The sequence below is a fragment of the Paenibacillus phytohabitans genome, assembly GCF_013141775.1.
Classification (GTDB): domain Bacteria; phylum Bacillota; class Bacilli; order Paenibacillales; family Paenibacillaceae; genus Paenibacillus_AQ; species Paenibacillus_AQ phytohabitans.
On record NZ_WHOB01000067.1, the window covers coordinates 36167 to 49282 of the forward strand.

Below are 13116 nucleotides of genomic sequence, written 5' to 3' on the forward strand. Positions count from 1 at the left end.
GGGTCACTTGGCGATTCCCGGACTCTGCTCCCTCTTGCGTCCGCTGCTCTTGCCGTTCCTGCCGTTCTTGTCTTCAATTCTGCCAAGTGTGTTCTTGGTTCTGCGGTTCTTGGACCGGATATCGTAGATTACCGCCAGCGCAATGATGGCCCCGCGGATAATCTGCTGTATGTAAGAGTCGACATTGGTCAGGTTCATGATGTTATCCAGGAAGCCTACAATGAAGGCGCCAGCCAGGGTGCCGCCCGCCGAGCCGATCCCGCCGGAGAAGCTGGTGCCCCCGATGATCGCCGCCGTCAGCGCCGTGAATTCATAGTTGATTGCACCGTTGGGAAGCCCGGCATTCACCCGGGACATGAAGAGAATTCCGGCAACCCCTACGAAGATACCGTTGATGATAAAAGCGGTGTATTTGACCTTGGATACGTTGATGCCTGAAGCCGTAGCCGCTTCTTCATTCCCGCCCACTGCAAACAGCGAGCGTCCGAACCGGGTGTGCCGCAAGATGTACCAGGTGATAAGGGCAAAGGCAATCAGAAATAGCACGGGGATAGGAATGAAGCCGATGGAGCCTTGGCCGAGGACGGTGAAATCCCCCAGCTGCAGGATGTTCTGTCCTTTGGTGAAGAGGAGGGCAACCCCGCGCGCCATCGTCAGCATGGCCAGTGTCGCAATGAAAGGCGGCGTCTTGAAGGTGCTGACCATCACGGCATTGACAATATTGCACACCACGCCGGTCACGATACCGACGACAATAGCGGCTGTAAAAGAACCTGTAGATTTGTAAGCGGATACAGCAAACACTCCGGAAAGGGCCAGCACAGAGCCCTGCGATAAATCCAGCATCCCGCTGATAATCAGCAGGGTCTGGCCAAACGCCAGGATGGTAGTTACCGCCAGCTGGGTGGAGATGTTGGTCAGGTTATTAATGGACAGAAAGTTCGGGTTGGCAAAAGAACAGACAATAAATAATGCCAGCAGCACCAGATAGATGCTGTACGTCTTTTTAAATGTGCTCCAGAATTGGCTCCAATTCATCTCTTTCAATTCAGTTCACCTCATTTGATGTAATCGTTCCGGTGGCGTACTTCATAATCTGCTCCTGGGTGAAATCTTCCCGGCTGATCTCCCCGGTAATTGTGCCCTTGGCCATCACGTATATCCGGTCACACATCCCCAGCAGCTCGGGCAGCTCGGAGGAGACCATAATGACGACCTTGCCCTCCTTGACCAGATCGGTCATCAGCTTATAGATTTCGTATTTGGCGCCAACGTCAATGCCCCGGGTAGGCTCATCCAGGATCAGAATATCCGGACCCAGAATCATCCATTTGGCCAGCACCACCTTCTGCTGGTTGCCCCCGCTCAGCGAGGCGATGACTGTATCCATCGAGGGTGTCTTCACCCGCATCTTCTGGAACATCTCCGACACGATATCCTGCTCGGCCTTGGCATGATGCCGGAAGCGGTAGAACACGCTCTTCAGGGAAGACAGGGTCGTATTCTCCTTCACCGACCGCATAGGAATGATCCCGTATATGCGTCTATCCTCGGAGAGCATGACCATACCCTGCCTGATGCTCTGCTCCACGTTCTTGATTGTGACCTCGCGGCCCTTGATGTACACCTGCCCGGAGGCGATGGGATCAAGCCCGAAGAGCGAACGCATCACCTCGGTTCTCCCTGCCCCGATCAGTCCGGCGAAGCCGACCATTTCCCCCTTGCGTGCATGGAAGCTTACATTCTCATAACCGCCGTGACCGCTCAGATTCTCTACCTTCAGCAAGGTGTCGCCAATCTCTACCTCTTCTTTCGGGTAGGTATTGGTAAGCTTGCGGCCGACCATCAGCGAGATCACCGTCTCAATATCCAGCTTCTCCTTGGGATGGCTCTCCACTACCGTTCCGTCCCGGAATACGGTAATCTCATCGGCGATCTGAAAAATCTCGTCCAGCTTATGCGAAATATAGATAATGCTGACGCCCCGGGCCTGCAGCTCCCTGATCTTCACGAACAGCTTATCTACTTCCTCGTGGGTAATCGCAGAGGTAGGCTCATCCATGATGATGATATCTGACTTGTACGAAATCGCTTTCATAATTTCCAGCATCTGAATATCGGACACCGTCAGATCCTTGAGCAGGGTAGTCGGGGAATACGGCAGATTCTCTGCACGCAGCAGCTCCTTGGTACGCACTCTGACCTGCTTCCAGTCCACCTTGCCGAACCGGTTCGCCGGCAGATTCCCGAGGAAGATATTCTCTTCCACGGTCATTTCCGGCACATAATTCAGCTCCTGGAATATCATCGAAATCCCCAGGCTCCGTGCCTGAATCGGGTTGCTGATTCTGACAGGCTTCTCGTCTATGAAGATCTGCCCGCCATCCGGCTGGTGAATGCCGTTGATGATCTTCATGAGGGTTGATTTACCTGCACCGTTCTCGCCGCACAGGACATGCACCGAACCTTTTCTCACCTTGAAATCAATCTTGTCTAACGCCTTGACCCCCGGAAAGGACTTCTCGATCTGTGACACCCTGAGTTTAATGCTCTCTTCCATTCCTTTCCCCCCAAATGATAAACTGATTTCCCGCCTGCTCCAATTGTTACTAAAGTACTTTTATAAAACTTTCTAAATAAGATTATAGCCAGTTTTGTATTGAAGTCAACAAAAACTTAAAACGTGATGAAAACGCATTCAACCTGCAGCTTTCTGTAACAGGCGGACATACAAAAAAAGCCTCCGGAAGAAGGCGGAGCCGCAGATGCAGCACCGTCCCTCTTCCGGAGGAGCGGGAGAAGAATAGGATATTCTTTTGTTTAAAGGTTATATCTAGATGCTGTCAATAAACTCCGTTACCAGTTCCAGCGCAGCTCCCACGGCGGTAGCCTCCAGCTTGTATTTGCAGACCCGGAGGTAGGTGCCGTCCTGCTCGAAGGTGTTCTTCCGGGCCGCGAGCGCCTGGAGATCATCAATATATTCCTCCATATACGCTCCGGCATAACCGCCGAGGATTACATCGCAATCGTACAGCATCCGCAGGTTGTTAATTGTAATCACCAGGTAGCCAAGGTACTCCTGCCAGATGGCCTTTTGCGGCTCATTCCCCTCGCGAAGCAGCCGGAAAAATTCAGAAATGCTGCCCCCGGTGCTGTCCGATAGTATTCTAGCTGAGCAATAGGCATCCACACAGCCCTTCTGCCCGCAATAGCAGGTACGGCCCTCAGGCATAATCGTCATGTGTCCGAACTCTCCGCCACGGTGGTTCTGACCGGCATAGATCTGGTTACTAACTATAATTGAACCGCCCACGCTGTTGTTGAGGGATAAATAGACTACATTGTGAATGTCTTGCTCCCCCCACAATTCGGTGAAGCCGGCCGCGTTCGCATCATTGCTGAGCACACAGGGATAAGGGATGAATTCGGCGAACCGCCGGACACTTCCGCCTTTGAAATCAATTACCGTGGCATAGCTCACCGTCTGGCGGTCATCGGACAGAATCGCGGGCAGCGCAATCCCCACACCCAGAATCCGGCTGCGCTCAAGCTGACAATCTTCCACAAAATCCTCCACCAGCTTGCCCACCCCCTGGAAATAGACCTCGCTGTTCGCGAAGGGGAAGTGGTTTCTGACATTCTTAACGATTCTGCCGCTTAGATCAATGATGACTATCCCCACATGATTCAGGGTCACATCCAGCCCGATGGCATATCTCGCCACACTGTTACAGGCCATTGACTTGGCTTTGCGGCCGCCGGTGGATTCGAACAGCCCGGTCTCCTCGATCAGCTCTCTTTCCTGCAGCTCTTTAAGGTTCTGGGTAACTGTAGGCAGGCTTAGATTGAGCGCCTGCGCAATCTCTTGAATAGAAGTAGATTCACGGTGATAAAGATATCGGTAAATGGCGTTCCGGTTCATCTTTTTAACTTCCATACTGTTCAAGCGATGTGTCGCCATTATATAGCCTCCGACTTTTACAAATGTACTTTAATAATGTATATAAATATAATATACAATCACACCCGTTTTTGCAATCATCTGTATGTTCTAATTGTGAATATTTTCACTAATATACGGTCATTGTATCAAGTATTTATTTCCCCGTCATTAGTCTTTTCACACTTGCACCCCGGATTGCGTTGTTTTGTCCGAATTACGGCCCCTAGACTAGCTGGACTCTTACGTTCACCCGCACTAACATCCTAATGTTGTACGTATTACAACTCTGCCCCCTAAATAATAGACGCCTCGGCAGAATTGTTGTATGAATTACAAGAATTGTCCTGCTAACCACCTGTTGGAAGGCGAACTCCTGCCTTTTATACAACAATTCCCGAATAGGACTGATATTAATAGAGAAATGTTGTATTTCGTGCAGGATTTAGTAGGGTAGGAGTGACAGCGAACGGTTGAGCCTGAATGCAGCCAGGACAACAGCTCAGCATCCGGCAGCGGGGGAGCAGGCATAGGCATCATAAACAGATACTGGGCAAAAAAGAGAATGCCGGAAAGAATGAATGTGATTCCGCCGAACTTAATCAGGTTAACCGTTGGTCTAAGCCGCTTCATCTCGATTCAGTTATATATGAAATTAGCCTCAGAATCCATTCCTTGTCGTATGCTATAATCATAGCAAAATTGCCAGGAGGAGCCTATGAACCGGATTCAAAAAATTACAGATAGAGATCAGAATATATCACAAGAGCTGCTGGACATTTGGGAATCAGCGGTCCGTGCCACGCATCTTTTCCTAACAGAACAGGATATTGAAGGATTACGTCCCTTGGTTCATCAAGGTATCGGACATATCTCCCATTTGCTTGCCTATACCGGTCAGGAGCATGTTCAGGAGCAGAAGATTGAAATGCTGTTCGTAGACCCCGCCGTCAGAGGACAAGGCATTGGTAAGCAGCTAGTCACTTATGCCCTGCACACTCTAAACGTACTTTACGTGGATGTGAATGAGCAAAATCCCCAGGCTCTCAGGTTCTATGAGCATCTGGGATTCCAGGTCTATGACCGGTCTGAACGGGATGAACAAGGCCAGCCTTGGCCTATTCTGCATATGAAGCTATCACAGATATAGCAATCCGGGCAGCCTTAACGATATCACCCAGCGCCATGCTGGCCTTACCCGGCTTATCGAGCACTTGCTCAGGGATATAGGGCACATGGATGAAGCCGCCGCGCATAGCCGGATAATGCTGTTCAATGTGATGGAGCAGACCGTACATCGTGTTGTTGCAGACATAAGTTCCAGCGCTGTTCGAGAGGAAGGCCGGCAGGCCGTTGTCTTTGATTCTCTGAACAATTCTTTTGACAGGCAGGCTGGAAAAATAGGCATTCGGTCCGTCCGCGCAGACCGGCATATCCTCCGGCTGGCAGCCCTCGTTATCGGCAATGGGAGCATCCATCAGATTAACTGCAATCCGTTCCACCGTAATGCCGCTCACCCCGCCCGCCTGTCCGATACAGATCACCGCATCCGGCCTTTCGGCCCCGATATACCCGATCAGTGTCTCCACCGATTTCTGGAACACCACGGGCAGAGACCGCTTGATGATCTCCGCACCGCCGATGTAATTCTCCAGATGCTGTACCGCCTCCAACGAAGGGTTGACAAGCTCTCCGCCAAACGGCTCGAAGCCTGTTATAAGGATTTTCATAGCATGTAACCTCTCTTTCTTTCTGATCCGTTATCCCGGAAAAGCCAGTACATGCGCATTGTCAATCAGGAACAACACTATGGATCATGTCCGCTAAACCTCTACTCCCTCGCTGTCCAAATATTCAGCGCACGCGAGCGGACCGCAAGGTTCGTATGATTTCTGAACGACCGCAAACGCTCTGCCGGTTCCGGGCTCCAATGTAGAGCCTGTCCTGCTACTTCCAGCAATGAAAGTCCCATATACGGGGATTCGTAACGCTGCTCAGCCCCTAACACATCCACAATTTCGAGCAGAATCTCGGGATTCCAGTACCCTGTGCTGTCTTGTATGCTATGGGCGATCTGGCTGTACGCCTCGCTTAACAGCTGCGGCTGATCTGACATGCCATCAACCATCCGGTTCAGATACGCGGCGGATTCCTCCACGTTATTCCAGTCCATGGCTGCGATATACAACTTCATCACAAGCTGCTGTAAAGTCTCATCGGGTGCGTGACAATCGATCAGTCCCAGGTACAAAGGGATAAGATGGATACGTGTATTCTTCGGCAACGAGGTCAGCTGGTTGATTAATTTCTGGAGGCGCTGCCGGTGAGGCAAATCTCTTCCCGCAGCTGCATTCTGATCCCCGCTTATCCCTGTACCGGCCAGCTTCCGGCAAACACCAATTACAACCTCGTTGACCTTGCCGTCGCGGCAGGTTTCGATCAGCGTATTCACCGCAACTTCCCATCTCGTGCTGTCTTCCAGGTCCGTAATCGCCTGAGCAGCGGCAGCAGCAATCACATCTTCATTTCCATTAGTCCACCAAATCATTGAAGCAAACGCGTATCTGCCAACGGACGCATCCGGATGATCGGCAATCTCAATGATTAAGGCCAGATAGCGCGGTCTATAGTCAAACGGGAGAGCATTAGGCTGCTGGGATAATAAGCTTAGTGCGATATCACTCTGCGGGGAAGCAGCGATCGCCCTTAGAATCTCCCAGCTGCGTTCATCATCCAAAAGCTGCTTCGCAGCATGCCCTATGGCGATGATCACATCCTTATGGGCGTTTGGCTTGCCGAGCTCGTTCAGGAGCAGCGGAAGGCTGTCCTCACTTCTATACGCGCCCAGCAAGCGGATGGCTTCTTTCCGGACCGTAATCTTCAGCTTATCCCTGTTTAGCAGCTCTTTCAGCAAGGTAACCAATAACACCGGATTCACTCTGCGGATGCACCTTGGTATGGAGTACATAGCTACACGTGCCCGGTCTCCATCCAGATTATCCAGCAGAACAGGGAGCACCTTCTCCGGCTCCTCCAGCAGTGACAGGGCATGAAGTGCCGCCTCTGCTACAGCGACTTCCTTATCCTGTACCAGTCCAAGCAGCCTGTCCGGGCCAAGATCAGGCATACCGGCCATAATCCTGATCACTCTTGCACGCTCGGACAGACTGCGCTTAGGATCATCCGCAATTTTCGCTAAGAGGGAACTGTAAGCTTGCTGCTGACGCGGCAGCCACCGGTAGAATCCGCTCTCCGCCGGCACGGGATAAATCGTTTTGCCTGACAGGAACCTGCCTTTGATCACAGCCCCCGAAATGAATGGATCGAGCCACTCCTGACGCTTCAAGTGCAGGTGCCGGAACACTTCATGGATCGTAATATACGATTTATCCGAAGCCAATAGTTCCTTAACTCTGGCATCACGCGTCTGATGTGGCTCAAGCCAGAGCCGGGTTGCACGCATAGCTATTGCATCTGCCGTGGACCTCGTGGCTTCCTTTAACAGATTCTGAAGTTTAATAATACCGTGACCTCTTTTGCCAAAAGAACCCGCCAGGCTCATTACCAGATAGTAGTTCTCTGTCCGGTTGGCCTGTGCAGCAAAGGCATAAATGCCGTCGAAGATCCTCTCTTCTACGCCCTGGGGCAGTTTTTCCAGTGATGGAAGGGATAGCTGCCCGTTCTGCTTGGCCAGCTTCTTGATTGTATCTAACGCGAACTTGAACAGCTCACCGTGAGGCTGCCCTGCGTTATGCCGCAGAATCGCAAAGGCCAGCTGCTGGACAGAGAACTTCGTACCATGCGAGGTATCTCTGGCATCGATAACACTATCAACGAGTAAAGTAAGCGCCTGCACATGGGCATCCTCGTATACAGACGCAGGACTTTCCGACAGCTCCTTGAACACTGCGCTGCGGACAGGGTCCTGGTCATTCTTAATCCGGCCCAGATAGACCAGGGTTTCATTCATCCCCTGCCTCGACAGAACCGTACTTCGGATCAGCTGCATAAGCGCCGTAGCACGTTCGTCTGCACTGGATACCCGTGTGGCCAGCTCAAGCTGCTCTCTTGAATGAAGAATGGAGCGGCTGGCGGTAATACGGAGGGTGCGGTCCCGGTTATCCTTGATCTCACGAAGGCCAAGCATCCGGGCAGCCTCCTTATCACGCAAGGCATGCGGCAATACATACAGTAATTTTTCCGGGAAAATCCGCTCTTTGCGTCTATCCTCCTCATACACGGCATCAAAAATCACCTTGCGGTTAGACGGCGCCATATGTTCAAGCAGCTTCGCTACATGCATAGGGTAATCTGCGAGTAATTTCGCAATCCCGATCCACTGGTCTATGGACAGAACTTTCTTTCTTTTCAGCACAGCCTCAGGAACACCATGGGACAGCAGATCACTCCGCAATTCCGTTTGTGTCAGCAGCTGAAACACCTTATCCGGATTCTGGCGCACAAGTGTGCCCAGATGTTCTTTGAGTGCAGGATGTATAATGCCCATAGGACCGTGATTCAGTGCACACGCAAGCATCAGATCCGCCTTATGATTGCACAGATGCTCCATAGCAGACGAGAACCTCGACCAGACATGCCCTTTTTCCCTGAGTGGGGTGCTCTCCAGCGTGGCTGCGAAGTATTCCGCTACTACATCAAGATGCCGGCTGGCTAACTTCTTCCAGTCTCTGATGGCAAAACCGATATCCGCAAGCCACTTGCTAACCGTTGCCGCATGGCAGGCCTGCAGTATAATCGCTGCCTCCTCCGCACCCCACCGGGCGTATACCACAGGTAACAGGCGTTCCGCCAGTTCCTGACGGTCTATCTGTGAAATGGTGCGGAGCAGCTTGCGGCGGCAATCATGTGATAAATGCGGGAGCTCACGTTCAATCTCTTCATCTGAAGCTGCTTTGGATAGCAGACCCGCAGCCGTGTTCCTGATGCTTGCCAGAGGATGCCGCAGCGCAGACAGAATAACCGGGGCATCCAGTGTGGCGATGGCACCCATTAAGGCAAGGCGCGCTTCATACGCACCGCCCTCCAGTAATGAGGCCAGTAATTCGGAGTACCGGGCTGATCCCAGGTGCTCACGGCCCAATGTCGTTACTTTTCTGATTCTGTCGGAGTAACCTAGTGAATCCAGTTCTTTAAGTAAGCTCTGCTTGTCCAATGGATCTCTTCTCAAAATCATAACTCCTCCTCGTTAACCTGTTCTGGTTCCATTCATTATAGGCTGAACTTAAGATACTAACTTAAACTCAATTGTCACTACGGTGAATATTTGCGCTATTGTTATTTTCTTTTATTCAGCTTAGATAATCTCCTTAACAAAAAAAGGCAACCCTAATCCGGTTATTCAACCGTCTTCAAGATTACCCGTTGCAAGCCTTACTCTACCATTTCATTCTTATCGCGCTTCTGTTGGATAAACACATACGTGTTCTCATCTGACAAGGCTTCTGCAAATGCGAAATCAAACCCGTCGAAGCCTTTGATATCCTCCACGCGGGTAATTTGCCGCTCGGCCATGTAGCGGACCATTTCGCCCCTGGCCATCTTGACCAGCGTCGCCCGCTCAACCACCTTGCCGCCGATGTCCTGCCCGAACACCACACTAATCATTCGAGCGTCCTTGCCAATGTACGGGGAGATACACTTGCTGTATTCCTTGGAAGCCAGGTTCAGAATGATGTCACTCTCCGATAATAGCTGGTCCGCCAGCCTTCTATTCCAGAACTCATAGAGAGAACTGAAGCCCTTACCGCCCAGCTTAGCCTGCATCTCCAGCCTGTACGGTACAACGCCATCAAAAGGTCTGACGATCCCATAGAACCCAGACAAGATCCGCAAGTGCTGCTGAAGATAGTCCAGCTCCTCCGTCTGAAAGATCCCGGGCGCCATGTATTGGTACTGTATTCCCTCATATGAGAAGATAGCCGGCGTCAGATTCCTGGTGACATCCATCTCCCGGATCCGTTCCATATTCAGCGTGGCGATGGCATCATTGCATTTCCATAGCGCTTTGGCTTCTTCATAATTCAACTTGCGTAATAAGCCCAGAAGAGTCTGCGAATCGCTGATGAACTGCGGCACTTGGCGGTAATCCAAGAAATCCGTGTCCGTCTTCATCTTCTTGGCAGGCGATATAATGATTCTCATGCTGCTCCCTTTTCTACCCCTGCGGGGAAAACTTAATGTACCTTTATACTATCATAATTTATATTATATAAGCTGAACTCAAGATACTAACTTAGTATACTAACTTAAAGCTTAGTCGTCACTGCGGTGAATATTTGGACTTCCGGCCGCTGTTGTCCCAGATTTCTTGATTATTACCGCTCTTACAGTTCCAAAATCCCCCTTCGTTCCTTCCCGCCTTTTGTTACTTCTTCTATCCATCTTATTTAGTTATTCGCTGGCAAGCGGCACAAATACGGAGGCACAGTTCGCCTGCCGGAAACGGGCGATCACATGCCTGCTCCAGTCACGTGTATACTCAGGGTGAGCATTCAGGAATAACTCATCCAGATGATTGAACGCCACATCATACGGCATACCCGGATTATCACCATTCACTTCGAGCTGGGTAATGTGCAGATAGATGCCTCCGGGCACTGTAATCTTTTCCACGCAATCAGGAAGTGACTCAAAGGTGCTGACTCTGGTGCCGAAGCAGGAGTTCACCTTCCCCTCCTCCTCACTGTTCACCGGAAAACCGTAATAATCATGCAGATAATATTTAGCCGCCTCAGTGGCGAATACCTGGTCCTGCACGTCGAAATATTTCGTGATTACAAACTCCTCATCATCCGGCAGCGTCATGCTGCAGGCGATCTTCATCTCCGGCAATGTCACCGCCTTGAAGCGCAAAGAGTCAAACCGCTCCGCATCCTTTCCCGGTATCTTAACGGGTTCGTATTTGGTGAGAATCTCCCCTGAGTCATCATATGTATTGAAGCTAAGGCCGGAAGGGTTATAGACGTAGCTGGTGTCATTACGGAATTGGCCAACGAAATATTCATCTGCATGCATCCGCTCATCATAGCCGATCCGTCCAGCCTCCTTAGTCTCGTTGATTAGGACTTTGGCATAGCAGCAAGCTGGCACTGTAAGCGTCTCCGTATATTCCGGCAAATGGGCGGGCAACCCGTCGAAGCTGCTTACCTCATACCCCACAATGACTTTATAATTGCCGTCACCCTGTACCTCTGATCGTACGGTAACAACCTCTTTGCCTTTGATTTGCCGGCTGATGAGACCAGAGAGGAGCGCGATATCGCCTTCTGAAGTCAGCTTCTTGGTATACAAGTAATCATTCAACGTACAGCTCGCATGCTCAGACCTATGGAAACCGCCATACCCCCGGCTCTCATACGAAACCGGCAGCGCGATACCCACCACTTTCATCTCCGGCCGGTCCACAATACTGCACAGCTCTGTAATCTGTTCTACATGAATCTCACTTGTAATTCCCATCTGCTTCATCTCCTCCACCATTCTCAGGATTACCGGCTTCACACGGGGACTGTAATCTTCGGGCGCTTGCTGCGGCAGTGCTTGGTTTCTTAGATTCATTTGTGTGCTCCCTTCCTATATAGATGTTGTTCATAACTGCGGTGAATATTTGGACTTCCGGCCGCTGTTGTCACCAGATTTCCTGATTGTTACCGCTATCCGCAGTAGAAATCCGGTGACAAAGGCGGAGGCACCGCTCCTACAGTTCCAAAATCCCCCTCCGCTATTCTCATCCTGTATTGTCTTCCTCAGTTCAATCTATATAGATTTAGTTTATAGATGACCGCCTACTAAATATTATCCGTTCTTAACATCTTTCAGCTTGATCCACACTCTCATTGTGATAGCGTCCGGGTCACCCTGACCTCCGGTCTCATAGGTAGTAAAAGCAGGCAGCTCATCCTTACTCCATCCGTGCTCCTGTATCCATGTATCCAAAAGAGCAATAAACACTCCGCGGTCACTACAGCTGCTGCACTCAAGCATCGCATAACGGCCTGCGGCAACCCGCATTACTTCTAGCCCGCTATTTATGGGAAGCTCTATCGCCTGTTCCAGCCGCACTCCGCAGGTGTAGCTTAAGCCCTTTTGGGCTACATAGAATTCCCTAACTGCGCTTATCGCCTCAGGGGTATGCCGGGAAATATAGTTCATCACCGCAGCAGATGCCTCCTCCTCTGCCTGATCCCCTTCCCGGGACGACACCAGAAACTCCAAGCCTGCACAGAAGTTCACACTAATCTTGTCATAATCCGTCCGCCTCTTCACCGGCAGATACAGAATTAGCTTCCTCACCTTTCTGCTTTTGCAGATATATTCTTCGAAATAACGCCCGTCATCCTGCACGAACATGCTGGTTCGCAGCCACTTCAGATAGAGATAATCCCATGCCAGCCCGATCTCGGCCTCATCGTTCCTAACGGTTGTCTTCGCGAAGGTTGAACTGAATTTTTGAGCCAGCTTTATTTCCTGAAAAGTGCTGTCTGCCAGTCTGTCTAGCAAATCCGCATCATACTCCACAGCGAGTTCATAACAGAATAAGCCGTCCCGCTGCTGCCCGTTTCTGCCGAAGATTCTGCCCGGGTATTCTGGTATTAGAAAATGCAGCGCTTCTAGCGCTTGTTGCTCAATGCCGTACTGCTTGGGATGATAGAATTTCGCGCGTAAGGTCTTGGGGATCGTTTCAGCAGTGACGGTTACCTGCCGGATGGTTTCACTGTCGAATCTGGGGAAGAAGTAGCAGGCTTCACTCTTCTGGTACTCTAGCGGTGTCATATGGGTTGCGGATTTCACGTATTTGCACAAAGCCTGCTGGGAGCTATAGCCACAGGAGTAGGCAATCTCAGCAAGCGGACGCTGCGAAGCTCGGATCAGCCCGAGCGCGGCTGCCAGCCTGCGCTTGCGTATGTATTCTTTTACCGAGTGTCCTGTATAGGTGTAGAAGTCACGATACAGCTGCATCAGCGAGGTGTACCCGGCCTGCGCAGCTTGTCCGAGGTTGATGTCTTCGTATAAACGTTCCTCTATGAAGGCTATGGATTGCTTGAAGCGGGTGGATTTGTCCATGGGAAGTCCTCCATTCTTTTATAGTAAATGTATCAATGTGTGATCCATTTGTGTATTATCACCATCACATAAATGCAAAAAGAACCCGTGAA

9 protein-coding genes are annotated in these 13116 nt (G+C 50.8%); 1 reads left to right on the forward strand and 8 read right to left on the reverse strand.

Going from position 1 to position 13116, the window contains the following annotated elements; translation table 11 throughout:
* Positions 1-3 precede the first annotated feature (3 nt).
* The 3 genes from GC101_RS22515 to GC101_RS22525 form a co-directional block, all read right to left on the reverse strand.
* Positions 4-1038, reverse strand: a complete 1035-nt coding sequence (locus GC101_RS22515) for an ABC transporter permease (RefSeq protein WP_171719122.1) — start codon at positions 1036-1038, stop codon at positions 4-6.
* 10 nt (positions 1039-1048) lie between these two features.
* The gene (locus GC101_RS22520) at positions 1049-2560 is read right to left on the reverse strand and encodes a sugar ABC transporter ATP-binding protein (RefSeq protein ID WP_171719095.1); all 1512 of its coding nucleotides are present in this window, start codon (positions 2558-2560) and stop codon (positions 1049-1051) included.
* A gap of 273 nt (positions 2561-2833) precedes the next feature.
* Positions 2834-3961, reverse strand: coding sequence for an ROK family transcriptional regulator (locus tag GC101_RS22525; protein ID WP_171719096.1), 1128 nt, complete (start codon positions 3959-3961; stop codon positions 2834-2836).
* A 697-nt stretch (positions 3962-4658) separates the two neighbouring features.
* Here GC101_RS22525 and GC101_RS22530 point away from each other — a divergent pair.
* On the forward strand, positions 4659-5090 hold the full coding sequence (locus tag GC101_RS22530) for a GNAT family N-acetyltransferase (protein ID WP_171719097.1): 432 nt from the start codon (positions 4659-4661) through the stop codon (positions 5088-5090).
* On the opposite strand, the gene pcp is transcribed toward GC101_RS22530, so the two are convergent.
* From pcp to GC101_RS22555, 5 genes are all read right to left on the reverse strand, one after another.
* Positions 5059-5670, reverse strand: a complete 612-nt coding sequence (pcp, locus tag GC101_RS22535) for a pyroglutamyl-peptidase I (protein WP_171719098.1) — start codon at positions 5668-5670, stop codon at positions 5059-5061. The genes GC101_RS22530 and pcp overlap by 32 nt on opposite strands.
* A 101-nt stretch (positions 5671-5771) precedes the next feature.
* Positions 5772-9134, reverse strand: coding sequence for a HEAT repeat domain-containing protein (locus GC101_RS22540; protein WP_171719099.1), 3363 nt, complete (start codon positions 9132-9134; stop codon positions 5772-5774).
* A gap of 197 nt (positions 9135-9331) precedes the next feature.
* Positions 9332-10102: a peroxide stress protein YaaA gene (gene yaaA / locus GC101_RS22545; RefSeq protein ID WP_171719100.1), complete on the reverse strand. Its 771-nt coding sequence runs from the start codon at positions 10100-10102 to the stop codon at positions 9332-9334.
* A 249-nt stretch (positions 10103-10351) separates the two neighbouring features.
* The gene (locus tag GC101_RS22550) at positions 10352-11518 is read right to left on the reverse strand and encodes a GyrI-like domain-containing protein (protein ID WP_171719101.1); all 1167 of its coding nucleotides are present in this window, start codon (positions 11516-11518) and stop codon (positions 10352-10354) included.
* A gap of 237 nt (positions 11519-11755) precedes the next feature.
* Positions 11756-13024, reverse strand: coding sequence for a helix-turn-helix domain-containing protein (locus GC101_RS22555; RefSeq protein WP_171719102.1), 1269 nt, complete (start codon positions 13022-13024; stop codon positions 11756-11758).
* Positions 13025-13116: the final 92 nt, after the last annotated feature.

Bases quoted from the DNA above. Each gene is read 5' to 3' on its own strand.
- GC101_RS22515 (WP_171719122.1), bottom strand. From the start codon at position 1,038: ATGAATTGGAGCCAATTCTGGAGCACATTTAAAAAGACGTACAGCATC.
- GC101_RS22520 (WP_171719095.1), bottom strand. From the start codon at position 2,560: ATGGAAGAGAGCATTAAACTCAGGGTGTCACAGATCGAGAAGTCCTTT.
- GC101_RS22525 (WP_171719096.1), bottom strand. From the start codon at position 3,961: ATGGCGACACATCGCTTGAACAGTATGGAAGTTAAAAAGATGAACCGG.
- GC101_RS22530 (WP_171719097.1), top strand. From the start codon at position 4,659: ATGAACCGGATTCAAAAAATTACAGATAGAGATCAGAATATATCACAA.
- pcp (WP_171719098.1), bottom strand. From the start codon at position 5,670: ATGAAAATCCTTATAACAGGCTTCGAGCCGTTTGGCGGAGAGCTTGTC.
- GC101_RS22540 (WP_171719099.1), bottom strand. From the start codon at position 9,134: ATGATTTTGAGAAGAGATCCATTGGACAAGCAGAGCTTACTTAAAGAA.
- yaaA (WP_171719100.1), bottom strand. From the start codon at position 10,102: ATGAGAATCATTATATCGCCTGCCAAGAAGATGAAGACGGACACGGAT.
- GC101_RS22550 (WP_171719101.1), bottom strand. From the start codon at position 11,518: ATGAATCTAAGAAACCAAGCACTGCCGCAGCAAGCGCCCGAAGATTAC.
- GC101_RS22555 (WP_171719102.1), bottom strand. From the start codon at position 13,024: ATGGACAAATCCACCCGCTTCAAGCAATCCATAGCCTTCATAGAGGAA.